This window comes from Brevibacillus fulvus, assembly GCF_016908525.1.
Taxonomy (GTDB): domain Bacteria; phylum Bacillota; class Bacilli; order Brevibacillales; family Brevibacillaceae; genus Brevibacillus_G; species Brevibacillus_G fulvus.
The window spans coordinates 212,092-235,966 of sequence record NZ_JAFBEB010000001.1 but is presented as its reverse complement, the minus strand read 5'-3'; the positions used below and the strand labels follow the sequence as shown (position 1 = coordinate 235,966).

The following is a 23,875-nucleotide window of genomic DNA, read 5'->3' as shown; positions in this document are numbered from 1 at the left end:
CTCTCTCAAGGTAGGATTTTTGCCACTTTGTCTGCAATAAACTCCTCTGACATTTGCCCGACAAAAATATCCCGAACGACCCCGTCCTCGTCAATGAAGTAGGAAGCCGGGATTTGCCCAATTTTATACAATTTGGTTACATCCGATTTGCGATCCATCAAGATCGGAAATTGAACCCCAAGCGATTTTACAAACGGATCAACGGCCACTTCCGTCTCGCCGATATTCACGCCAACGACAACCAGCCCTTTATCCTTCAATGCTTCATATTGCTTCTGCAAAGCAGGCATTTCGGTTTTGCAAGGTTCACACCATGTTCCCCAGAAATTGAGTACGACCCCTTTTCCCCGCAAGTCTGTCAGCTTCACATTCGAACCGTTTAATTGTTGCAAACTAAAATTCGGCGCTTCATCACCCGCCTTCACAACCCCGGGATCTTTTACCACACTGGAGTAAATCGCGAAAATCAAAGCGACCAGCAAGACGCCGAGGATAATAATCCGAATATAGGTGCGGTTTTTCTTGTCCATCTCTTTAATCCCCTATCTTTTCTATATCCGATTCCTATTATAACGTTCCAGTTTTCTCACCTGCAGAGAGAATTTGAACAGATTTTGAACGATCTGCTCTTTTATGCCAATTATTGTTGGCCGATCAACTGTTTTTTCAGCTTGTCCACTTCCGCTGCGGTCAAATGGCGATAGGCACCTGGCTTGATCCCGTCAAGCGTGAGAAAGCCCAAGCGTATTCTGCTTAACTCCAGCACAGGATGACCGATCGCCTCACACATCCGCCGGACTTGCCGATTCCGTCCTTCATGAATCGTCAGTTCGATCAGCGCCCGGTTTTTTTGGGCATCGGCCTCCAATAGTTTTGCTTTCGCCGGCGCTGTCATGCCGTCTTCCAAGGCAATGCCGCGCTGGAGTTTCAATAGTTGCCGGCTGTCGGGAATTCCTTTCACCCACGCCCGATACACCTTGTCAATCTCATAGGAGGGGTGAGCCAGTTTGTTGGCCAACTCCCCATCGTTCGTCAGCAGCAACAACCCGGATGTATCATAATCCAGCCGGCCGACCGGATACACCCGCTCCTCAATTCCGCTGAGCAAATCCGTCACAATCCGGCGGCCTTGCGGATCATGGAGACTGGTGATCACTCCGGTCGGTTTATGTAAAAGCAGGTACAGATGCTGCTCTTTTCGAATCGGTTGCCGATCTACTTCGATCCGATCTTTTTCGGGATCAACCTTTGTTCCCAATTCGCGGACAATTTGTCCATTGACCGATACTCTGCCCTGCAAGATCAACTCTTCACTGTGCCGGCGAGAGGCGATTCCTGCCTGAGCGAGTACCTTCTGCAAACGTTCCAAACGTTCCATCCGTTTCACCTCTTCACCATCATACCTATTTCTATTAGTGTGGACAACTAAAAGCAAAAAACTTCTCGCTGCGGAGAAGTTTTTTCACCCAAAGATCAGATAAACGACGATTACCGAAAACACAATTCCAGCCAGGTCAGACCAAAGTCCGACCTTCAATGCGTAAGCTCCATTGCGGATGCCAACCGCACCAAAATAGACGGTCAGCACATACAAAGTAGTGTCCGTGCTGCCTTGGATTGTCGAAGCCAATCTGCCGATCAGCGAATCGGGGCCGTATTGCGCGATCAGATCGGTTGCGATCGCCAGGGAACCTGTGCCCGACAATGGACGCAGCAAAGCCAGCGGGACGATTTCTTTCGGGATGTGCAACGCCCGCAGCAAAGGCTCAAGGATCTGCAGCAGCAGGTCGAGCGCGCCCGACTCACGAAACAAGGTAATTGCCACCATCATCGCGATCAGATGGGGCAGAATCTTGATCGTTGTCCCCAGTCCGCCTTTTGCCCCTTCGATGAACGTCTCGTATACCGGAACTTTCTTTTGCCAGCCATAGACCAGAATGAAGGAGATCATGACCGGGATGGCCCAAAGTGAAACTAGCGATACCCATTGGTACATGAGATCCCTCCTATTTGCGCAGCTGACGCGAGCGAATTCGGTACCAGCGATCAAGCAGCAAGGCAAAAAAAGTGGCGGCAAAAGAGGAAACCAGCGTTGTTCCGACAATTTCGACCGAGTTGGCTGATCCGTACTGCATGCGGATGGCAATCATCGTGGTCGGGATCAGCGTAATACTTGCCGTATTGATCGCCAACAACGTGCACATCGCCGGAGATGCCGCTTGCTTGTCAGGATTCAATTTCTGCAGTTCTTCCATCGCTTTTAAACCCATCGGTGTCGCGGCATTCCCCAATCCGAGCAGGTTGGCGCTTATATTGGACAGGATATAGCCGATAGCAGGATGCCCTTTTGGCACATCGGGGAAAATCCAGCCGACGATTGGCGTCAAAGCTTTGGCCAGCAATTGCAACAGACCGGCCTTTTCGGCAATCCGCATCAGGCCCATCCAAAAGGCGATCACGCTGAACAAACCAAAGCAAACGGTTACGCCGTTTTTCGCTCCTTCAAAAACCGCCTGATTGATCAGTTCCATTCTGCCGTTGATGGCGGCGACGACAATGCTGGAGACGATGAGGAACAGCCAGATCAGGTTAAGCACCGAGCACCCCTCCCAGCATCAATTGCCACACCTGGGTCCAGAACGATTCGTATTGTGTGACCGTCTCCTGGGTTTTGAGCGTCGGCACCGCTTCCCGTACAGTTAACGGAATTTGTCCGATTACCCGATCGTTCAAATAAATTTGCAAATAGCCGACATGTTCGCCAAGCAATTCTCTGTTGAGCGTCGAGTGAAACAGATTAAGTTTCGTATGAATTTTATCTTTTTCTCCCGCTTGCAACGGGAAAGAAAATGAGTTTTCCGTTACATAGGTCAAATTCTCGTCTTCAATCCTCAAATTGCCCTCCGGATTGATCGTCTCCCCTTTGCCGATCAATTCCGTCGGCTGAAACGCCGCGAATCCGTAGTCCAGCAAGGCAGCAGAATCGTTCCAATCATCCGGCGCATTCAGAGTAATCGTCGCTAACTGGCGGCCATCCCGGGTCGCTGAGGAAGCGAGACAGCGTCTGGCCAGTTTCGTATAGCCGGTCTTCACCCCGTCAGCACCTTTATACAGGTGGAGCATCTTGTTCTTGTTTTGCAATCGTCTGTCCCATTGCTGTCCTTCCCAGGAGATGTTTTTCGTCTTGGTCGAAACAATTTTTTTGAAAGTCGGATTTTTCAACGCGTATGCGGACAATTTGACCATATCGTTGGCCGTGGAATAATGCATATTGCTGTCGTCGAGACCGTGCGGATTTGTAAAATTCGTCCGGGTCATCCCGATCAGCGCTGCTTTTTCGTTCATCATGTGGACAAATCCGGGTACGGAACCGCCCACATGAATCGCGATGGCCACGGCTGCGTCATTACCGGAACGAAGCATCAGCCCGTACAGCAGCTCCTCCAGCGTCAACCGCTCCCCTTTTTGCAAATAGATCGACGATCCTTCCACACCGACAGCTTCATCCGGAATGGTGACAACGTCCTGCAGATTGGCGGACTCGATGGCCACAATGGCGGTCATCGTTTTGGTCAGGCTGGCAATCCGCATTTTTTTATCACCATTTTTGGCATACAAGATCCGCCCGGAGGCCACATCGATCAAGGCTGCGGCTTCTGCGGAAATCTGCGGCGGACGAGCGGCGGCGGAGGTCGGTTGCAGCGGCCCCAATAATACTTGCAGAAAAAGAAAAACGACGAGTACGCCGACAACTTTTTTCCAGTGCTTCATAATGTCCTCCCCATACACTTTTTCCCGTGTCTGTACAAGTATATGGGGACGAGACATCTGATAGTACCGGAATCTAGTTGGGCAACTCCTCGTTTGACTCTGCTTCTTTTTTGGCAAAAAGCGCCGAAACCTCTTCATGCGCCTCTTCCAGATTGAAATGGATCGGCGGGTCTGGCAAATCGCCAAGTTCGCGCAAGCCGAAATGTTCGAGGAATTCTTTGGTCGTCTCGTATAAAATCGGACGTCCGATTCCCTCTGCTCGTCCGGCTTCGTGAATCAACTGTTTGGAAAGTAACGTATTCAACGCTTTTTCACATTTGACGCCGCGGATTTCCTCGATCTCCGAACGGGTAATCGGCTGCTTGTACGCAATGATCGCCAATGTTTCCAACGCTGCCTGCGAAAGTGTGGAGTGACTGGGTGATGATGCCAGTTTTTCAAAATAAGGCACATGTTCGGGAAGCGTGGTCAACTGATAAGCTTTCGCCACCTCGACAATCTGGATTCCTCTGCCTGAGCGGCGAAAGTCGGCTTTCATGTCTTCCAGCAAATCGATTACCGTTTCTTCGCTCAATTCGACTATTTCCGCAATTTGTTTCGCTTCGATTCCCTCATCACCTGAAATGAACAACAAACCTTCAATGACACTTTTGATTCGATCAAAGTCCATCATCCTGCCCCCTCTGCGAATTTCCGCTGATTAAAATGTCCTGGAACAGTTGATTTTGGATACAGGTCACCTGTTTGGCTTTCATTAATTCGAGCAGCGCCAAAAAAGTAGTGACGATTTCGGTCCGGCTGGCGGAAACGGCAAACAATTGGGAAAATCGCACCATTCCCCCGCCTGCCCTCAACATCTCCCTGATCTCGCGCATCCGGTCTTTGATCGAGATCTCATCGCGGGAGACTTTGGTCAGCGGTTCTTTTGTCTTGATCCGCTGCACCATTTTCTCTAATGCGCTGAGCAGATCGTATAAGGTGACATCCTGTATCGTCTTCTCTTCTTCCTTGATAAACGGTGTCAAATCTTCCGGCGGACGCGTATATACTTGACTGCGTCCGATCTCCATTTCGCGCAGTTGTTCCGCCAGCTGCTTGTAGCGTTTATATTCCAGCAGACGCTGCACCAATTCCTCGCGGGGATCGACTTCTTCCACATCCATCTCAAACAGCGGCTGGAAAACGTGCTCTTCCTTTTTCGGCAGAAGCATTTTGCTTTTGATCGATAAGAGGGTAGCCGCCATCACGACAAACTCGCTGGCCACATCCAGCTGCAAGGCGTGCATCGTATCAATCGTCGACAAATACTGCTCGGTAATTTCCGCGATCGGTATATCGTATATATCTACCTCGGCCTTGTCGATCAAATGCAGCAGCAAATCGAGCGGCCCTTCAAATGATTCAAGCTTAATACTGTATGACACACTATCCCGCCTCTTCTACTTCCGGAGAACATTAAAAAAACAGCGCCAGAATCAGATTGGCCACATAGGTGACACCACTGCTCAACCAGTACAACGGGTAGTAAAGAACGCCCTGCAAGGCTGGAATGAAAATCAGCAGAAGCAATGCCCACGGACCATACAGTTCTAGTTTGTAAAAAAATCCATCCCACCTGGGGGGAGCCAAAAAGCGAAAAATTTTCGAGCCATCCAGCGGCGGTATCGGCAAAAGGTTAAACACGACCAACCCGCAATTAATCGAGATCGACGAGATCAGCGTTACGTGAATGGCATACACAGCTTTATCGGAAAGTCCGGTCAATGAACCCGACAGCATGAAGAATCCGTAGAGAACGGTAAACAAGAGCGCCAACACCAAATTGACAAACGGTCCTGCCGCCGCTACCAAAACCATTCCTTTTCGCTTGTTTCCGCGAAAGTTGAGCGGATTTACCGGCACTGGCCGCGCCCAGCCAAACGGACCAAACAAAATCAAGATCAGCCCGAACGGGTCAATATGCGGGAGCGGGTTAACGGTTAATCGCCCTTCCCTTTTGGCCGTATCGTCTCCCAGCTTCCAGGCGACATAGGCGTGTGCCCATTCGTGGAGCGAGAAGGCAATGACAAACGCGATCAAACGAAATGGTACGCTTTTCCAGTCAAAATTAAACAAACCGGAGAAATCCATGTAAGCCTCCTTCCTCAAACATCGTTATCTTTTAGCATAACAGCAGCGCTACATGGTTACAAGTACAAGTCCGTCCGTTCGCAAAAAAGCAAGAGCCACTTGCTAGCAAATGGCTCTTGCCTCTACTCAGGATATGTCCCTAAGTAACTGCTGAAATTGTTCCATCACTTGCCGCTTGGGATATCCTTCAAATTTGAATTTGAACAGAATTTCATTTCTCGTCCGCAAAAAGTCCTCTAAAATATCCAAAGCACCGCAATAGCGGGGATAAATGGAATTCCCGCTGCCAAACAGTCCAATCCGCTTCCGATTCATGCCGGCGAGCTGCGCCGTCAGCTTTTTAAAAATATCATGGGGAAAACCGTCCCCGATGGTTGACGTCCCCAACAAAATCGTCTGATAAGGGCGAAAGTCTACTTCTTGCAGCGCCATCTCATAGAGATCAAAGACAGCGTAACCGGTCGTATCACAGCTCTCGATGAGCGCTTTGGTATTGCCGGTCATCGAATAATAGAAAACGGCTTTAGAGGTCAAAGCCATCACCGCTTTCATGACTGTAGTTGATCACATTGGTCTGGAAGAAATCGGCTTTCGTCCCCTGTTTGCTGCCATACGTGAGAATCCATTTGGATTTCAACTCCTGATTGTCAGGATATGGCTCAGGCATGCCGGAGTTGCGGCAAACCAGATTGGTCAAATATTCCACATAATCCTTATACTCATCAAGCGAGAGGGTTTCAATATCTTTAAACAAAAATTCAGCCCAGGTTTTTTCTTTTTCTACACACGCTTTGATAAAGGCGAGCGAGCGTTCCAACCGTTCCTGCGTATTCAATTCCGGATTTTCCAACATCAAGATTTGCATCAACTCGCCATAGAAGACCGAGTGCTGCGTCTCGTCCGTTTTAATCAAATTGATCATGTTGTTGGAGCCGATCATCCGGTTGCTGCGCGCCAGCGAATGAAAGTAAGCAAACGTGCCGGTGAAATAAATCCCTTCCAGCACCAGGTAGGCCAGCAACGCATCGTACATTTTGTCCAGACTGTCTGGGTCATCAACATAGGTTTGGATGCGTTCGAAAATGCTTTGATTTCGCTCAACCAGCAACGGAATTTCCTTGGGAGCATTAAATGCCTGTTTCTTTTCATTGGAATCCAGCATGGTCGCGGTCAAATATTGATACGAACGGGCATGCAATCCTTCGAACGCGCCAATGAGCTGAATGTTGGCTGCCACGCTCGGATCGGTGCAGTAGTAGCCCAACAAGAAATTGAACCGATTGGCCACCGAATCCAGCTGGGTAAGCATACCGGTAGAAACGTTGTAGACGTATCTTTCGTCTTCGCTCAATGCGTGGCGGTACTGTTTCAAATCTTCATTCAGTCTGATTTCATCTTCGATCCAATAGTTGCTGAACATCGCCCGGTTCAAGGTCAGCATGCTCGGGTATTTGATATCGTCCCAATCGCAAATTCCGCTGGCTTCCCCTTTGAATACTTTCGTCGCCTTGTTGTTTACTTTTCCATTAAACACGCGAAATGGTTGCAAGATGTAGTCCTCCTTACTTACGCTTCACAAGCAATGCAATTCTCGGCACGGTTTACGGCGTTCGTATCCGAATAGGTGTAATACAATGTTTTCATTCCCATCGACCAGGCGCCGGTATGCAGGCGCAGCAATTCACTCGCCTTGATGTCTTTATGGACATGCAAATTGTGAGAAATGGACTGATCGACATGTTTTTGCGCGGCGGAAATGATCTTCAACGACCACATTTCATCCATTTCAAATGCGGATTTGTAATACCAGATCGTTTTTGCGCTGAAATTGGTCGGAACCATCGTCACGGACATCCCGACTTTTTCTTCCTGATAAATCACTTCGTACAAAGCATCGAGGGAAGGCGAGCCATTCATAATAATGCTGTTGCTTCCGGTCGGAGCAACGGCGCTCAGGTAAGAATTGCGCAAACCGCCGTTCATCACTTTTTCCTTCAGTTCCAACCATTCAGGCGAGTTGTAACCTCTTTCTTCAAAGAACTCGCCGGTATGCCATTTCGAACCTTCAAATAACGGATAGCTGCCTTTTTCCAGCGCCAGTTTATGCGAAGCCAAGATATTGGCATAAGCGATTTTTTCAAAAAGCTCGTCCACAAACTTGGAAGATTCCTCCGACTCCCAACGGATTCCTTTTTCCGCCAGCAGCGTGGCCAAGCCGAGCGCACCCGCTCCGACAGCGCGATACAACTGGTTCGTATAAGTCGCTTGCGGTACCGGCGTACGATTCAACCCGATCACGTTGTCGAGCAAGCGGAACTGAATGTCGACGACCCGCTGCAAATCGACATCCTGCGTGAACACATTATGCAGAACGAGGGAGCTCAGGTTACACGTTACGAGTCCTTCCCCTTTTTTGATTTCGATCACTTCGCCGTCTTCTTCCAGCGTTTTCTGGATATATTCATCCGGCAGCATGTTTTGCACGATCTCCGAGCAAAGATTGGAACCAAGCGGTACGCCGGCATGGCTGTTCGGATTCATGCGGGCACACGTGTCCGAGAAGTAAATGTACGGAACACCCGATGTCTTCTGACTCTCATAAATCTTTTTATAAATGTCGGTCGCTTTGACCGTCTTGGACAGCTCCAGATCAGCCCGCTCGGCGAGGCGATAGTGGTACGTAAAGGCATGATCTTCCTTGTTCGGCTCTTCGCCATCCTGCAGTTTTTTCTTGTCATACAGGAAGTTCAGGTCAAAGCCCAGCTTCGTGCGCACTTCATACGGATCAAACAAGGTCCAGTTGTCCCGATTGTTCAGTCTGCGCATAAATTCGTCATGCAGACAAATCCCGGTAAAAATCGAGTGAGCCCGCCGTTCCTGGGAGCCTGTTTTCAGGCGAAGGTCAAGAAAATCGATGATGTCCAAGTGGAAATCTGGCAAGTACAGCGCGAATCCGGCTTTCCGGCTGCCCAGCTGATCCACGTATTCGGCGATGGAATTGAGCACTCGCGCCATCGGGACAATCCCGGAAGCTCGTCCCTTATAACCGCGAATCCAGCTGCCTTCAGCACGGAGCAATCCCAGGTAGAAACCGACGCCGCTGCCGTTTTGGCTGAAAATCGATGCGTCCTTCCAAACATCGGCAATGCTGACCAAACTGTCATCAATGGTTTGGATGTGACAGGAACTCAGGCTTCCCATCGGTCTTCCCGAGTTCATCAGCGTCGGCGTGGCCAAACCGATGTAGTGATTGCTGAGCGCCCAGTAAGCCTCTTTTATGTATTCAAACCGTTTTTCCGGCTGCTCGTCCTTCAGCAAATATAAGGCGGTCGTCAAAAACCGCTCTTGCGGCAGTTCCAATGTTTCGTCATTATACCCCTTGGCCAAATAGTTTTTGTTGATTAAAAACAATCCGGCATAACTGAACAAGCGGTCTTTGTCTTTGTCGATCAGCTTGCCCGCAGCAATCAGTTCTTCTTTGGTGTAGCTTTTGATCAAGTCGTCGGAATAGATTCCTTTTTCGGTTAAAGAATAAACCAGAGAATAATAATCACCATATCCTTTGCGGTAGTCGAACCCACGTTCTTTGGAGGCTTGCTTGTACAGTTTTCTTCTCATTGCCGATGCGGCAAGGAAAGTAAAATGGGGATTGTATTTGTCGATCCGGTCATTGGCTTCGCGGATGATAAGATCAAACAGTTTCTCAGCCTCAACCTCTTTCTTGCTGGTAATATCCCGAATTAATTTTGCCTTGAGATCTGCAATCTGTTCAGCCGTGTATTCTTTTCCGGTATCATTGACAATCTCGTCAACAAAGCGACTGAACCGATTTTCGTCAAATTCTGATCTTTGAATGTGTGACTTGCGGTTTTTCGTTACAAGCGTCATAACTTCCTCCTACTACCTGTTTACTAGATATAGTTTTTCGATCGAAATATATCCGAGTCATCGCCTAGATGTAGTATCAATTATACTAAGCATTGTTTCTCCCGTCCACCTCTTCTTGCAAGCGTCTATCACACGAACTGACAAAAAATCAGAGATTTCGAGTCTCGCAAAACCCTTTCACCGTCTGCTGTCATTCGCGTTTCTCGCTTTGCCGGTCAGCCTGTGGACGGCACGAAAAAATAAGCCCCCAGTCCTAGATGACCGGGGGCAGCCAGCTCATCACCGTTTCGTGACTACTCGTCCCAAACCGTTACTTCTTCCATCACGTCGCCTTGCTTGATGTCGTTCACATACTCCATGCCGCTGACCACTTGGCCAAACACGGTATGCACGCCATCCAGATGCGGGAAAGCATCGTAGCAGATAAAAAATTGCGAGCTTCCGGTATCTTTCCCGGCGTGCGCCATCGAAAGCGCTCCGACAACGTGTTTGTGCGGATTTCCTTCTGTTTCACATTTGATCGTATATCCGGCGCCGCCGGTTCCTGTTCCGTAAGGGCAACCCCCCTGTGCGACGAAGCCGGGAATCACTCTGTGAAAATTTAAACCGTTATAGAAACCGGAGTTTGCCAGTTTCTCAAAATTTGCGACAGTATTTGGCGCTGCTTCCGGGAAGAATTCAATCACCACTTCGCCGCCATTTTGCAGCTTGATTTTGCCTTTTTTCAATTGAATCAATCACCTTTCCGTCATAGTTTGCAATCGGTCAGCCTCTTTCAGACCTTTTCTTATCTTACCATGTTCTGCGCGGAAAAGCCCGTTTTTGCTCTTTCTCGACATAAAAAAACAGGTCTCTTTCGCAAAAAAGACCTGTTTGCACGCTTATCGTTGCAGTTGTGCTCGCTGCGGCAAAATATCTTGCCGCACCAGATCGTCCAGGCTCTCCCGTTTGACGACCAGCTCTGCCCGGCCATCCTTGACGAATACAACAGCCGGACGCGCGATCCGGTTATAGTTGTTGGACATCGCATAACCGTATGCGCCGGTACTGGGAACCGCCAGGATATCGCCGGCTTGCGTAGCAGGAAGTTTGACATCCCAGATCAACATGTCGCCCGACTCACAGCATTTTCCGGCAATGGAAACCAGTTCGTCTGCTTCCTCCGTCATCCGATTGGCAACGGCCGCTTCGTAAACCGCCTGATACAACGCGGGACGCAGGTTGTCGGTCATTCCTCCGTTCACCGCCACATATTTGCGAACATTCGGGATTTCCTTGGTAGCACCGATCGTATACAACGTCGTCCCTGCATCCCCAACGATGCTGCGGCCCGGTTCGATCCACAATTCAGGCAATGGCAGACCTTTGTCGGCAAACTCGTTCCGCACAGTCGACGCGATTGTCTCGACGTACACTTGCGGGGCAAGCGGCGTATCACCGCTCACATAGCGGATGCCGAAACCGCCGCCAACGTTGAGCACCGAAGAGACGAAGCCAAACTGTTCTTTCGCTTCCGCGAGCAGCTGTGTCAATCTTTGGATCGCAATCACAAATCCTTCTGTTTCGAAAATTTGCGAGCCTATATGGCTGTGCAGCCCAAGCAGCCGGAGCGATTCGCTGTCCAAAGCATGCTGAACCGCCTGTAATGCCTGGCCACTCTGCACGTCAAATCCAAATTTTGAGTCTTGCTGCCCCGTGGAAATATATTCGTGAGTATGGGCTTCAACGCCGGGTGTCACCCGCAATAAAATTTTTACCTGTTTGCCCCGTTCTCCGGCCAATTCGTTCAGCAGTGCCAATTCATAAAAATTGTCCACGACGAAACAGCCGATGGCGGCGTCGAGCGCCATCACGATTTCTTCCGGTGATTTGTTGTTGCCGTGGAAGTGAATCCGCTCCGCCGGGAAACCTGCCTGCAAAGCTGTGTACAGTTCGCCGCCAGAGACGACATCCAACGAAAGGCCTTCTTCCTCGACCAGTTTGCACATCGCCATTGTACAAAACGCTTTGCTGGCATAAGCTACCTGAAAGGCCAGCCCGGAAGCTTGAAAAGCCTGTACAAAAGCGCGGCATTTCTCCCGTACTAACGCCTCATCATAGACATAAAGCGGGGTGCCAAACTGCTCCGCAAGGGAGACGCTATCGCAACCGCCTATTTCCAAATGTCCTTTTTCATTGATTCGACTCGTACCATGCAAATACATTGTTGTTGTCCTCCCCATCCTCAACTCACACATCCGCTATGCTCGCTCAACGCTTGGCCTGGCATGCCCTTCCTATAGAAAAACAACTGACGCGTGTCACGCCAGTTGCGATGTATTTAACCAAGTAAAGCAGTGTGCCCTAACTATATCATAGTCCGCGAAATGTTGACAATGGATTGTTTTCCTACTGTGCTTATTCCCGATAGGGATTACGCGACTTGACAATCGCCGGACGCTTGCTGTTCCCGATCGGCACCGCCAACCTGACGAGAATCCCCTTTAGCGCTTTGCCGTCGAAAGGAATAAGCGGCCACAAGTACGGTGTATCCAACGAACGCGTCAATGCCAGCGTCAGCAGGACAAGGAAAATCCCGACGACAAATCCCGGCACGGAAAAGAGCCCGACCATGATCACCAGGAAAATGCGGACGAGGCGGTTCGCCAAACTTAATTCATAGCTTGGCGTTGCAAACGTTCCGATTGCGGCGATTGCCAGATAGAGTATCACTTCCGGCGAAAATAACCCGACGTTAATGGCCACTTCTCCGATCAAAATCGCGGCAATCAAGCCCATTGCCGTCGCCAATGGCGTAGGCGTATGAATCGCCGCCATCCGCATCAAGTCAAGACCGACTTCCGCAAACAAGAACTGGGCGACCAGCGGCACTTTCCCCATTTTCTTGATCCCGATGAAGTCCAGTGCTTCCGGAATATAGTGCGGATTTTGCGCCAGCAGCAGCCAGAGCGGCAGCAAAAATATCGAAGCCAAAATCCCGAAAAACCGCACCCAGCGCAGATATGCCCCGACCACCGGTCTTTGCCGATACTCCTCCGCATGCTGAACATGGTGGAAATAGGTGGTGGGCGTAATCATCACGCTCGGCGACGTATCTACATAGACCAGCACATGGCCTTCCAACAGGTGAATGGCGGCAACGTCAGGACGCTCCGTATAACGCACGAGCGGAAACGGGTTTAACGAATGGCCCAAAATAAACTCCTCTACCGTTTTTTCCGCCATCGGAACTCCATCGATTTGCACGCTTTTCAATTTGTCTTTGATCGTCTCGATCAGCCGGGGATTGGCAACCTGGTCCAAATAGGCAATCGCGACGTCTGTTTTGGATCGGCTCCCGATTTGGAGAACTTCAAAGCGCAATCGTTCATCGCGGATTCTGCGGCGGGTTAGCGCTGTATTTATGACCAATGTTTCCGTAAAGCCATCATGCGCTCCGCGAACGACCCGTTCCGTATCCGGCTCTTCCGGCTGACGGCCGGGGTACGTCTTCGCGTCCATAATAATGGCTTTGCTTTCCCCGTCAATAATCAAGCCAACCTGGCCGACCAACAGCTTGTCAATAAATTCATCGATCAGTTTGACCGTGGCCAGTTGGAAGAAGGGAATATATTGATGATACAACTTTTCGTAGACATTGCTTTGCATATCCTGCTCTTGCAAATTATTCAAGTCGCGCAAGATCTGGGTGACCAACGCATTGTCGGCAAAGCCGTTTATGTAATAGAGAAAGATTTTCTTTTGGCCAATGTTAAACTCATGCTGGGCTACGTCAAAGGTGACTCCCACGCCCAGCTTGCTGTTCAATTGCTCCTTGTTCTGCTCCGCCTGTTCCGAGATCGGCAGCTTCCCTGTTGTCCCGGTTGCCATACCACCCACTCCTTTCCAAAATCCATTTGACCGCCTTCAGGGTAATGGGACAACCAAACCGCAGGCTGTCGCGCCCCTCCATCTTCCCGATATCGCCGATGCCGATCACATGGGGAATGTTGGCGGCCTGCAGAATATCCACCGTATCGCCGTAAATGCGGCTCTCCAGCGTTTTGTCGCGATATCCATCCTTATCCACCGCATCCTCAATGATATTGCCATGATTGTCGATGGAGACCGGCACTTGAATTCCGCTGACCCACTTTGTATTGGAAGCAACTGCAATCGCACCCAGCACTTCGATGTCAGGATGACGGATCACATATTCGATCGCCTGCTCGCCCCGTCCTCGTCCGTAGTTGCCATTATCGTCAAACATGACCAGCACAGGATCATTGGCCGCCATTTTGATCAATTCCACCATTTGCTCTCCCGTCAACGGCGTCGGATTGCCTGCTGACAACGAGATGCAACGGCCGCCTACTTGCCTCGCTACTGATTCCACTGCTTTTTGGGCGATGTAGTCTCCATCGGTAATGATTACGATTTTTCGGCGTTTCCCGTTCATCAGCCCATCACCCCCCGCTCCCCGCGTGTTCAGCCTTTTGCCCGAAATGCGAGAGACGCGAAGAATCCGAACACGATCGCCGCGGAAATTCCCGCACTGGTTACTTCAAAGATACCCGTCAACACACCGATCACCCCGTGTTGCTGAGCTTCCTGAATCGCCCCGTGATAAAGCGAATGTCCGAAGCTGGTAATCGGTACAGTGACGCCTGCCCCGGCAAAATCGATCAACGGGTCGTACACTCCCAGAAAATCAAGCGCCACACCGACGACTACCAAAGTGCTCATAACATGTGCGGGCGTCATTTTTCCAATATCCAGCATCAATTGGCCAATGACACAAATCAACCCGCCGATCAAAAAAGCAATCGCGTAATCCATCATTTTTCAAGCACCTCCTTCGAACGCCACAGCGTGGGCGATGCAGGGGATGGCTTCCCCTTGCTGGTAGCTGATCGGACTCAGCAGCGCGCCGGTTGCGCAAACGAGCACGCGTTTCATGGCGCCGCGTTGCAGCTGGTTCATGATATAACTGTAAGTGACAACCGCGCTGCTGGCACAGCCGCTGGCACCGGCGAAAACTTCCTGTTCCGGGGAATATACCATCAGGCCGCAATCATTGTAGACCTTGTCCATATTAAATCCTTCTTTCTCCAGCATCTCCTTGGCGATCGGATAGCCGATCCCGGCCAAATCGCCGGTGACGATCAAATCATAGTCCTGCGGCTGTCTCCCCGTATCCTGGAAATGGGCGATCATTGTCGAAACGGCTGCAGGAGCCATTGCCGAGCCCATATCAAGCGGATCTTTCATGCCCATATCGACCACTTTTCCGATCGTTGCGTAAGTCAGTCGCGGGCCGTTTCCGCCGATGCCGACAACCGCCGCCCCCGCTCCGGTGACGGTCCATTGTGACGAAGGCGGTTTCTGCCCGCCATATTCGGTTGGGTAGCGATATTGGCGCTCCGCCGTGGCGTTGTGGCTGCTGCAGGCGGCAATCGCCCGTTCCGCAAATCCGGAATTGACCAGCGCGGCCGCATTGGCCAATGTCAGCATCGAAGTCGAACAAGCGCCGTACATCCCCAACGTCGGGATGCTGAGCAATTCCGCCGTAAAATTGGCAGTAATATTTTGGTTCAACAAATCGCCCGCCAAGAGCAAATCAATCTGGTCTTCCTTTAAATTTGCTTTTTTCAATGCAATTTGAATGGCATCTTCCAGCAATTTTCGCTCCGCTTTTTCCCAGGACTTTTGACCGGCATATATATCCGGATAAATTTTGTCAAACAACGAAGCGAGCGGGCCCTTTCCCTCTTTCGGCCCAACAACCGTGGCAGATGCCTGAACCCGCACATCCTCGGTGAATTGCCATGTCTGCCGGCTTACCCGACTTTTGGGCGCTGCAACCATCGTACTCATCTGCTATCCCCCATTCCCGAACTTAAAGTAAGCGAAAGATCGTTTTAATCAGTCCTGCGACGAACGCCGCGACCACGCCAAACACGATAACCGAGCCGGCCAGTTTAAACATGTTTCCGCCAACTCCCAACACGTACCCTTCGCTGCGGTGTTCAATTGCTGCCGAAGCGATCGAATTGGCAAACCCGGTAACGGGAACAGCCGAACCTGCTCCGGCATATTGTCCAATTTTGTCATATACACCAAGACCGGTAAGCAAGGCGGAAAGAAAAATAAGCGTCGCTACCGTCGGATTCCCCGCTGTCTTTGGCGTAAAATGAAACACATTTATATAGATGTTTTGCAAAAACTGACCGAACAGACAAATCGTCCCGCCCACCCAAAATGCGCGCCACGTGTTTAATACGACATTGCGTTTAATTTGATATTTTGCCGCTTGCTGTTTATACATCTCTTTCGTCATATGTAAGCCGGAAGCTTGTTTCGCTTTTGTTGCCACTGTGTTCACTCCTTTACATGTCCTCGTTCGTCTTTGACAGCTCAATTCGGGCAAGTAGTCAAGCAGTCTCCGGTAGTCGATAGTATGTGCGCCAACAGTTGAGAACATACAAAAAGACCAGTCAAGCTAATGCTCGATCTGGTCTCGAATCGTTTGCAAGATTCGTTTTTCCAAGCGGGATACTTGTACCTGGGAGATGCCCAACCGCTCGGCCACTTCCGATTGTGTCTGGTCCTTGTAATAGCGGAGATAGACAATCAGCTGCTCTCGCTCCGTCAGTCTGCTGATCGCATCTTTCAGCGCGATCTGCTCGAACCATTTGCCCATGCTGTCATCGGCAATTTGGTCGATCAACGTGATCGGATCGCCATCATTCTCAAATACCGTTTCATGGATTGACGATGGCGCTCTGCTGGCCTCCTGCGCAAAGACCACTTCTTCCGGCGTAATACCGACAGCCTCCGCCACTTCTCCGATTGTCGGCGATCGGCCGAAATGCTTGTACAGCTCATCCTTGGCCCGCCGTACCCGATTCGCCATCTCTTTCAGGGAACGGCTGACTTTCACTGTACCGTCATCCCGCAAAAATCGCTGGATTTCTCCGATAATCATCGGCACGGCATAGGTGGAAAATTTCACATCATACTGTAAATCGAACTTGTCCACAGCCTTGAGCAACCCGATACAGCCAATCTGAAACAAATCGTCGGCCTCATAGCCCCGATTGATAAAACGCTGAACGACCGACCACACCAAGCGGATATTGCTGTTGACCAACAGTTCCCGCGCTTCGTTGTCTCCGCTTTGGCTCTTGGCGATCAGCTCTTTTACCTGTTCGTTTGTCAGAAATGGCTGACTTGCATTTTTGATATCAGCTCCCATAAACACTACCCCTAATTCTGCATGGCTTTAGTTAGTGAAAGGCGCTTGGTTAAACGAATCTTGGTACCTTGTCCGATGATTGTAGCCACTTCAATCGAATCCATGAAATTCTCCATAATGGTAAAGCCCATTCCGGAACGTTCCAGCTCCGGTTTCGTCGTGAACAAGGGCTGCATCGCCTGCTCGACATCTGCAATCCCTTTGCCGTTATCCTCAATCTCCAACTCGACGATATCTCCTTCCAAGGCGACGGATATGCGCACCGTCCCTTCCGGATTCTCTTCGTAACCGTGAATAATCGAATTGGTCACTGCCTCGGAGACAACCGTCTTGATTTCCTCGATCTCTTCCAGCGTCACATCCAGTTGCGAGATAAACGAGGCAACGGCGATCCGGGCAAACGATTCGTTCTGGCTGAGTGCGGCAAACTCCATCGTCATAAAATTGCGTTTGATCATCTCAGGCCACCCCCAACACGTTCAGCGCTTCCAGTTCGTTTTCACGGAACTTGATCACCTTGAACAAGCCTGACATTTCGCAGATCCGGTAAATCGTCGGATTGATCGAGCAGACGATCATTTCCCCGTTGCGTGCGGAGATTTGCTTGTACCGGCCGAGAATGACACCAATACCGGAACTATCCATAAACGACAGATCTGCCAAACTTAATACAATATGCCGAAGGTTAGGGTCGCGAAGAACTTCCTCCACCTTTGTGCGCAATTCGTCAGCTGAATGATGGTCCAACTCCCCCTGAAGCCGAACAACCAGTACCTCCTGTTTTGTCTCCATTTCGATCCGCAAACTCATCGTTGGCACACTCCTTCTTCCCGTAATAACCTCTGTTTTCTCCTTGCTCACATCCATTTCCTGCCAGCCGACAAAAGAACAAAAAAATCGAGCAGCCTTTTTGTTTCTTTCGGGGCAACTCGATTCTTTTCGCGAGTTTTCGTGTTGTGGATCTACTGGTAGCTGATCAGAACGTCTCTTGTCGTTCGCTTGAGAATCTCCCAGAAACCTGCTTGGGCGATCGTTTTCGCCGGATAAAGTTCAACCCGCGACACTTCCTTGCCATCTTTCGTCCGGATAAAAATATGGCCAACGACGTCGCTGTTTTTAACGGGGGCCTTTAACGTCGGCTTTAACACAATCTGTTTCTCGTACATGTCAGGCGTTTCCCCTTTTTTGGTTAACAGACTGACCGATTGTGTCGTGATCACGTTCACTTTTGGCAGAAGACCCTTATCCACCATCAATTCTTTGATGACATCCCCTTTTTTGTAGACGGGGAACACTTGATAATGATTAAATGCATAGTTAAACATGGAAGTGACTTCGCTGTTGCGTGTTTTCGTATCCGGCTCGCCCAGGACCACGGCAATGACCCGCATATTGTTTCGTTTCGCGGTAGCGGTCAAGCAATAGCGCGCTTGTGAAGTAAACCCTGTCTTTAAGCCGTCGACTCCTTCGTAAAAACGAACCAGGCGGTTGGTATTGACCAACCAGAACGGATTGGCACTTTCTTTGCGCAGGTAATCTTGATAAATACCGGTAAACTTCGTAATGATTTCATGTTTCAGCAATTCCCGCGACATGATCGCAATGTCCATCGCGGAGGAATAGTGATTTTCGGCCGGCAAACCGTTTGCATTGACAAAGTGCGTATTTTTCATTCCCAGCTGTTTCGCCCGCTCGTTCATTTTCGCGACAAACGCTTCTTCCGTTCCGCCGATATGTTCAGCCATCGCTACGGAAGCATCGTTACCGGATGCGATCGCAATCCCTTTGATCATATCCTCGACGGTCATTTCCTCACCTGGCTGCAGAAAAATTTGCGACCCGCCCATCGATGCCGCATGTTCGCTCGCCCGCACTTTGTCGGTCAATTTGAGCTCCCCGCGGTCGATCGCCTCCATAATCAAGAGCAATGTCATCACCTTGGTAATGCTGGCCGGAGGAAGCTTCTCGTTTGCGTTCTTTTCATAAAGGATCGTGCCAGTGTCCGCTTCCATTAAAATCGCCGAGGACGCATGCGGTGCAATATTCAGCTTTTCTTCGGCTGCGTGGACCGTTGTTGAAGAAAAACAGGCAATGCTGAGCAATGAGCAAATGGATATCCGCAACAATTTTTGCATAGCTGACTCTTCCCTCCATTTCATGTTCTTATTCTCTCCGGACGCACAGGAAAATATTCACATAAAGGCGGGATCGAAAAAAAATCGGCTCCTCCGTCAACTTGGCTGAGCAAAGCAAAAAAGAGCACGCATGGAAAACTGCTGTGCTCTCTTTCATTTGCCAAAAAATCCGATTTTCCGTTGAAAATAAGCCTGTCTGTCTTATTCCGAGACTTGCAGTTTCAGCCAACCTGTCTCCATTTGTGCAAGCACGCATTGCGCCTGCCTGCTCAGAAAGCGTCAGCACCGCCACCGCCGCCTGAGTCTCCGCCGCCTGAGTCTCCGCCGCTGTTGGAATTCCCGCTTCCATCATAGCTGCCGCCGCTGTCTCCGGAAGAACCGCCATCGCTTTTGCTCTTGAACCATTTCGCGGTTTTGTTCTGGGGCCTATCTGGCGTCAAGCCGGTCGTTGGCAACCAAGGAAGCAAATCGGCAAAAAGCGTTTCCGGCTCAACATTGCGGACGAATGCCGGTCCGACCTCCAACAAAATCGCGTAAGGCATCAATCTCTCCAAGCTGTCCGCACGTTGCGAATCGAGACCGCTTCCTTCGGCAAGCTGTGTCCGCCATTTCTTGATCGCCGCCCGATAGGCAAGCACTTCACTCGACTTGCGGATGGATGGAATGAACGCAAGCAACAAGGGAGACAACAAAGTCGCCAGCAAATAGCTTCCTGTAACAGCACCGTCATCCGAAATCAGACAGCCGGCAAAAAAGCAGACGGCGAAAAAACCGTACATCCAACGTTTACGCGGAAATCTCCACAGCGAGAGAAACGCGAGAACAGCCAGAATGATGCCGAACACCCACAACTCGGTCACGAGCACATCTGCGTATAGCAAAAACAGCACTGTCAGAAAATGGATGATGAGCATCGCGATCGTCAACTGCTTCCGCAGTCGGCTAGGCCGAAACAAAGTCGCAAACGGCTGTTCCAAACGAAGCAACTGTGCCCATTCCCGGAAATAGCTTTGAAAGACCTGATATTTTTTTCGATAGTTTTGTACTCTGGTCCGGTTCTTTTGTTCGGTTTTGGTCGGTCCGGCAATCGCATCCAAGCGGAATTGCAGCCGATTCTCCTGTTTTTGGAACAACCAATCAAGCAAATACTGCTCGTAACGGGTCAAATCTGCCCGATTTCCAATGAACGTAAACAGATAGGTCTGTTTCGGCCCGTCCTTTTCCCGTAAAAACCGTTTGTTGGCGGTCACTTGCTCTACTTTTAACCGACCTTTCTGATAGAGCGAAAACAAGCCGGCCAGAAAATCGTTCTCCTGCAGACGTCCGTTCCGGTATAAATAGGAAATAAACAAGGGATCGGCCGCTGCCAAGTCAGCAAAGGTAATCTTGGCCCGGATTGAACGGAACCGTCGGAACAAGTGATCCAGCACGAGACAGCCAAACCCGACAAGAATGAGCACCAAGATGAATTGGTCCATTTTGGCGGCAAGCGACAGCAATCGCCCTCGCTCGCTATAACGATTTTCCTGTCGTTCTGCCTCCTGGATCAGTTGTTCCTTGCTTTGCTCGGAACGGTAATAACGCGCCTCCGTCAACAGCTGCTCCGGAAACAGCAGATGAATTTCCGAGTCTTGATAGGCCGGCAAGAAATCCGTTTGATACGATATAGTCCGGTTGTCAACGTTCGTGATGCGGCCCCCGGAACGATCGAAAAGATAGAGATGCAAATCATCCGGCGATACGTTGTCAGGCAGATGCAGCTCGATCGTTACATGATGCAAATCTGTTTCGTTCGAATCATCAAAAAATGCCCAATAAAATTTCGCCGTATCCTTCAATCTTTTTGCCGCCGCATCAATCCGATAGCGATAAAAGACACGCTTCGTTTCCTTGCTGGACGGTGAATAACTGTAAAACGTTTCCGCATCCTGTGTCGTTTCCAACAATGTTCCGTCCTCGTAAGCAAACTCGCCCAGCTGTTTGTTCGCGGGAGGCAGATACGCCTCAAAATATTCAATATTTTCATAATCGCCAATCGTTCGAACCATCCCGTCATACTGGCCGCGAAAAGTATAGGTGTACAATTCCTCCACGTACAAATCGCCATCCGGCAAAAGCTCCGCCTGAATATCAACACGATCGATCGTAAAACCGTCGCTCTCCTCGCTGCATCCGGCCGCCAGCAAAATCAGCATGAGAAAAGCAGACATTGCCAACATCTTTTGCCACTTTCGCACGATATCCCATCCCTCACCAACGCAAAACGTATTCGGCTCATTTTAACATACGATTTCCACTATTTGCCCAATACTTCTGATCTAAAAAAAACCTACCCGACACCAGAAGGACTGGTTGTCAGGTAGGCTTTTGGACCTATAATGGTTGTCAGATCGAAAAGCGTTCCACTTGTTCTGTCAAGTTTTCGGCCAGTTCCCGCACTTCTTCCACTCGTTGGTTAATGCGGGCGATGGAACTCAGTTGCTCATCAATCGTTTTCACGACATCGCGAATCGAGTCGTTGATTTCCCCGGACATCCGCGACAATTGCTGCATGGAAGTGGTCACGACCTGATTGCCGGCTGCCATTTGTTCAGACGTCGCGGTCATCGCTTCGCTTTGTTCGGCCGCTGATTGGATGTCAGTGACGATGTGCTGGAATGATTGGCCGACCGTCTCCACCGATTGCAAACTCGTATGGACCATGCCGGCGATGTGATCCATATGCTGACTCATCGTCATCGCCTCTTCATTGATGGAAAAGGCGATACCGGCGATTTTTCCTGAAAAATCACTGCTTTGCTCCGCCAGCTTGCGAACTTCGCTGGCAACAACGGAAAAGCCGCGTCCTGCTTCTCCCGCTCTCGCCGCTTCGATTGCAGCATTGAGTGCAAGCAGGTTCGTTTGCGAGGCAATCCCTTTGATCATTTCCACAATGCTGGTAATTTCCTTGGCGCGATCACGCAAATTGTGCATTTGCTGCGCCGTGTTTCCAACCTCGTGCGTCACTTGGCGGACTTTTTCAATCACTTCTTTGACCAGTTGCGTTCCGCCTTGTGCCCGCTCAAACGTATTGGAAGTCGCAACCGCTGTCGCTTCTGCCGCAACGGCCACTTGCTCAACACCGGTGGAAATTTCCGAAACCGTATTGACCGAAGCTTGTACTTCGTTCGTCTGTCTTTCTACCCTTTCGGAGATTTTGGATATATTGTCCGTAATCATGCTGATCGCATCTTTGTTATTTTGCGCGTACAAATTTAATTCGTCCGCGGCCGAATGCAAATACTTCGCCTGATGTTGCACCGTGGCGATCAACTGCCGCAGTTCGGCGACCATTTTATTCATGGTCCGACCTACCAAAGCAAGCTCGTCATTGCCTTTCACCTGAACTTCCACACTGAAATTGCCGCTGCCGATCCGTTCCATATCTTTGGCTATTCCAAACAGCGCCTGGCGAATGCGTTTGGCAAACCACCAGATCAAGCCGGCGGCGATCACGATGATCGGAATGCTGAACAGCAAAAAGTACCAGCCCATGTTGTTGATTTCGCCATAGACCTCACTTGTGCTGGTCGTCAAAACGACATTCCACTTCAATGTGGGAATCGGAGCAAAAGCGGCAAAAGCAGCTTGGCCATTGTCATTGTATAAGACGCTGTTGCTCATTTCGTTTTTCATAAGTTGCATCATTTCTTGGTAGTCACTGTTTTCGGCTAATTGAAGTTTGAAGTTATTCGCCGGATTTTTGTGGGCAACCACCAGTCCATCTGCTTTCACCAGGAAGGCGTATCCTTGCTTCATAAAAGAAATTTCCTGCATTTTCGCCAGCAAAGGTTCCACTGTAAACGCCACAACCAACAGACGACTCTTGTCGGCATTTTTTTCACCGACCGGACTGGCGATATAGACGAAGCCTTTTTCGGCGTTCGGCAAGATTTCTTCATCCGAGACAACCGGTGCTCCGGTGGTCATCGCCCGGAGAAAATACGCTTTTTTGCTGAAATCGTCATCCGTTCTGCCCGTTAACGAATACACCATCTTCCCGGATTGGGTATCGACGAGAAAAATCTTATAAATGTCTTTATTGCTCTGTTTCAACAACTGAAACTGTTCCATAATCAACGGTTCAAGATCAGTCGTCATCACTTTTTTGGCCGCCGTCTGCACGGTTGCTTCGACGATCTCCTGTGCCCATTCGTTAATCTCGTCACTATGTTGTTCAGCAAGCATCCTGGCCTGCGTGGAAGTGATCTCAATTAACGTTTGCTTTGAGTAAGAAAGTGCAATAAATTGCAAAGAGACAATAATGACGATAACGAGAATAATTCCAAAAGCGATCATTTTGGCAGCAATCGAACCACGCAGCAGATTGCGTGCCGATTGCAATTTGTCTGAAACTTGCCAATTGCCGGTTGGCGGAAATCGAACAGGTTTCCGGCTTTGGCCGTTTTTTCTGTTTCTGACGGCCGCTATTTTTTTGCCAATCTCTGTTGCTTTTTTCGCGATATTCCCCAATTTCCATCTCGGCATGGTCCTCAGCCCCCCAGTTACAATAAAAGAAAATAATGGAAATGTATATTTAGGAAAAGGACCCACATGGCATAAAGAAGGTTTATGCTGTGTGGGCCCCAATACCTGCATATCCATAATTTATCTTGCTGTTCGTTCTGGGTGTCGTTTATGAATCAGGTTGTAAGCGGTCAAGGGACCGTTGAGC

At 49.8% G+C, this 23,875-nt stretch carries 24 protein-coding genes; all 24 read right to left on the bottom strand.

Translation table 11 applies throughout. From position 1 onward, the window contains the following. Nucleotides 1-5: 5 nt before the first annotated feature. The 24 genes from resA to JOD01_RS01135 all read right to left on the bottom strand — a co-directional run bounded on the left by resA (nucleotide 6) and on the right by JOD01_RS01135 (nucleotide 23,688). Nucleotides 6-530 (bottom strand): thiol-disulfide oxidoreductase ResA, encoded by a 525-nt coding sequence (gene resA / locus JOD01_RS01250; RefSeq protein ID WP_204516394.1) that lies wholly within the window; start codon nucleotides 528-530, stop codon nucleotides 6-8. A 110-nt stretch (nucleotides 531-640) separates the two neighbouring features. Next, nucleotides 641-1,369, bottom strand: a complete 729-nt coding sequence (locus JOD01_RS01245; protein WP_204516815.1) for a pseudouridine synthase — start codon at nucleotides 1,367-1,369, stop codon at nucleotides 641-643. A 93-nt stretch (nucleotides 1,370-1,462) separates the two neighbouring features. Beyond that, nucleotides 1,463-1,996 carry a spore maturation protein gene (locus JOD01_RS01240; RefSeq protein ID WP_204516393.1) on the bottom strand — a complete coding sequence of 178 codons (534 nt, stop codon included), beginning with the start codon at nucleotides 1,994-1,996 and terminating at the stop codon, nucleotides 1,463-1,465. Nucleotides 1,997-2,006: 10 nt separating this feature from the next. After that, a complete protein-coding gene (locus JOD01_RS01235; RefSeq protein ID WP_204516392.1) occupies nucleotides 2,007-2,597 on the bottom strand; it encodes a nucleoside recognition domain-containing protein in 591 nt (196 codons plus the stop codon). Further along, on the bottom strand, nucleotides 2,590-3,771 hold the full coding sequence (locus JOD01_RS01230; RefSeq protein WP_204516391.1) for a D-alanyl-D-alanine carboxypeptidase family protein: 1,182 nt from the start codon (nucleotides 3,769-3,771) through the stop codon (nucleotides 2,590-2,592). The genes JOD01_RS01235 and JOD01_RS01230 overlap by 8 nt, the downstream gene beginning before the upstream one ends. Nucleotides 3,772-3,844: 73 nt before the next feature. Then, on the bottom strand, nucleotides 3,845-4,441 hold the full coding sequence (scpB, locus tag JOD01_RS01225; protein ID WP_204516390.1) for an SMC-Scp complex subunit ScpB: 597 nt from the start codon (nucleotides 4,439-4,441) through the stop codon (nucleotides 3,845-3,847). Next, nucleotides 4,431-5,195: a segregation/condensation protein A gene (locus tag JOD01_RS01220; RefSeq protein WP_204516389.1), complete on the bottom strand. Its 765-nt coding sequence runs from the start codon at nucleotides 5,193-5,195 to the stop codon at nucleotides 4,431-4,433. Before JOD01_RS01220 ends, scpB begins: the two co-directional genes overlap by 11 nt. Before the next feature lie 31 nt (nucleotides 5,196-5,226). After that, nucleotides 5,227-5,901, bottom strand: coding sequence for a site-2 protease family protein (locus JOD01_RS01215; RefSeq protein WP_204516388.1), 675 nt, complete (start codon nucleotides 5,899-5,901; stop codon nucleotides 5,227-5,229). Between the two features lie 126 nt (nucleotides 5,902-6,027). Further along, entirely contained in the window at nucleotides 6,028-6,435 is a 408-nt protein-coding gene (locus JOD01_RS01210) for a flavodoxin family protein (protein WP_204516387.1), read from the bottom strand. Further along, nucleotides 6,425-7,450 carry a ribonucleotide-diphosphate reductase subunit beta gene (locus JOD01_RS01205; RefSeq protein ID WP_239565109.1) on the bottom strand — a complete coding sequence of 342 codons (1,026 nt, stop codon included), beginning with the start codon at nucleotides 7,448-7,450 and terminating at the stop codon, nucleotides 6,425-6,427. The genes JOD01_RS01210 and JOD01_RS01205 overlap by 11 nt, the downstream gene beginning before the upstream one ends. A gap of 17 nt (nucleotides 7,451-7,467) precedes the next feature. Then, nucleotides 7,468-9,789 (bottom strand): ribonucleoside-diphosphate reductase subunit alpha, encoded by a 2,322-nt coding sequence (locus tag JOD01_RS01200; RefSeq protein WP_204516386.1) that lies wholly within the window; start codon nucleotides 9,787-9,789, stop codon nucleotides 7,468-7,470. A 293-nt stretch (nucleotides 9,790-10,082) separates the two neighbouring features. Beyond that, nucleotides 10,083-10,517 (bottom strand): peptidylprolyl isomerase, encoded by a 435-nt coding sequence (locus JOD01_RS01195; protein WP_204516385.1) that lies wholly within the window; start codon nucleotides 10,515-10,517, stop codon nucleotides 10,083-10,085. Between the two features lie 153 nt (nucleotides 10,518-10,670). Further along, entirely contained in the window at nucleotides 10,671-11,993 is a 1,323-nt protein-coding gene (gene lysA / locus JOD01_RS01190; RefSeq protein ID WP_204516384.1) for a diaminopimelate decarboxylase, read from the bottom strand. Between the two features lie 193 nt (nucleotides 11,994-12,186). Further along, nucleotides 12,187-13,659 (bottom strand): spore germination protein, encoded by a 1,473-nt coding sequence (locus JOD01_RS01185; RefSeq protein ID WP_204516383.1) that lies wholly within the window; start codon nucleotides 13,657-13,659, stop codon nucleotides 12,187-12,189. After that, nucleotides 13,562-14,227 carry a stage V sporulation protein SpoVABEA gene (gene spoVAEA / locus JOD01_RS01180; RefSeq protein ID WP_204516382.1) on the bottom strand — a complete coding sequence of 222 codons (666 nt, stop codon included), beginning with the start codon at nucleotides 14,225-14,227 and terminating at the stop codon, nucleotides 13,562-13,564. Before spoVAEA ends, JOD01_RS01185 begins: the two co-directional genes overlap by 98 nt. 29 nt (nucleotides 14,228-14,256) lie before the next feature. Then, nucleotides 14,257-14,607, bottom strand: a complete 351-nt coding sequence (gene spoVAE, locus JOD01_RS01175; protein WP_204516813.1) for a stage V sporulation protein AE — start codon at nucleotides 14,605-14,607, stop codon at nucleotides 14,257-14,259. Between the two features lie 6 nt (nucleotides 14,608-14,613). After that, complete coding sequence (gene spoVAD / locus JOD01_RS01170; RefSeq protein WP_420829067.1) at nucleotides 14,614-15,636, bottom strand: stage V sporulation protein AD; 1,023 nt, start codon at nucleotides 15,634-15,636, stop codon at nucleotides 14,614-14,616. A gap of 31 nt (nucleotides 15,637-15,667) precedes the next feature. Next, entirely contained in the window at nucleotides 15,668-16,108 is a 441-nt protein-coding gene (spoVAC, locus tag JOD01_RS01165) for a stage V sporulation protein AC (protein ID WP_204516812.1), read from the bottom strand. Between the two features lie 162 nt (nucleotides 16,109-16,270). Then, nucleotides 16,271-17,026, bottom strand: coding sequence for an RNA polymerase sporulation sigma factor SigF (gene sigF, locus JOD01_RS01160; protein ID WP_204516380.1), 756 nt, complete (start codon nucleotides 17,024-17,026; stop codon nucleotides 16,271-16,273). An 11-nt stretch (nucleotides 17,027-17,037) separates the two neighbouring features. Next, nucleotides 17,038-17,484, bottom strand: coding sequence for an anti-sigma F factor (gene spoIIAB, locus JOD01_RS01155; protein ID WP_204516379.1), 447 nt, complete (start codon nucleotides 17,482-17,484; stop codon nucleotides 17,038-17,040). 1 nt (nucleotide 17,485) lies between these two features. Next, a complete protein-coding gene (gene spoIIAA / locus JOD01_RS01150; protein WP_204516378.1) occupies nucleotides 17,486-17,836 on the bottom strand; it encodes an anti-sigma F factor antagonist in 351 nt (116 codons plus the stop codon). A 152-nt stretch (nucleotides 17,837-17,988) separates the two neighbouring features. Next, nucleotides 17,989-19,161, bottom strand: a complete 1,173-nt coding sequence (locus tag JOD01_RS01145) for a D-alanyl-D-alanine carboxypeptidase family protein (protein ID WP_204516377.1) — start codon at nucleotides 19,159-19,161, stop codon at nucleotides 17,989-17,991. A 269-nt stretch (nucleotides 19,162-19,430) separates the two neighbouring features. Further along, on the bottom strand, nucleotides 19,431-21,398 hold the full coding sequence (locus JOD01_RS01140; RefSeq protein ID WP_204516376.1) for a DUF2207 domain-containing protein: 1,968 nt from the start codon (nucleotides 21,396-21,398) through the stop codon (nucleotides 19,431-19,433). Between the two features lie 148 nt (nucleotides 21,399-21,546). After that, a complete protein-coding gene (locus JOD01_RS01135) occupies nucleotides 21,547-23,688 on the bottom strand; it encodes a methyl-accepting chemotaxis protein (protein ID WP_204516375.1) in 2,142 nt (713 codons plus the stop codon). Between the last annotated feature and the right edge of the window lie 187 nt (nucleotides 23,689-23,875).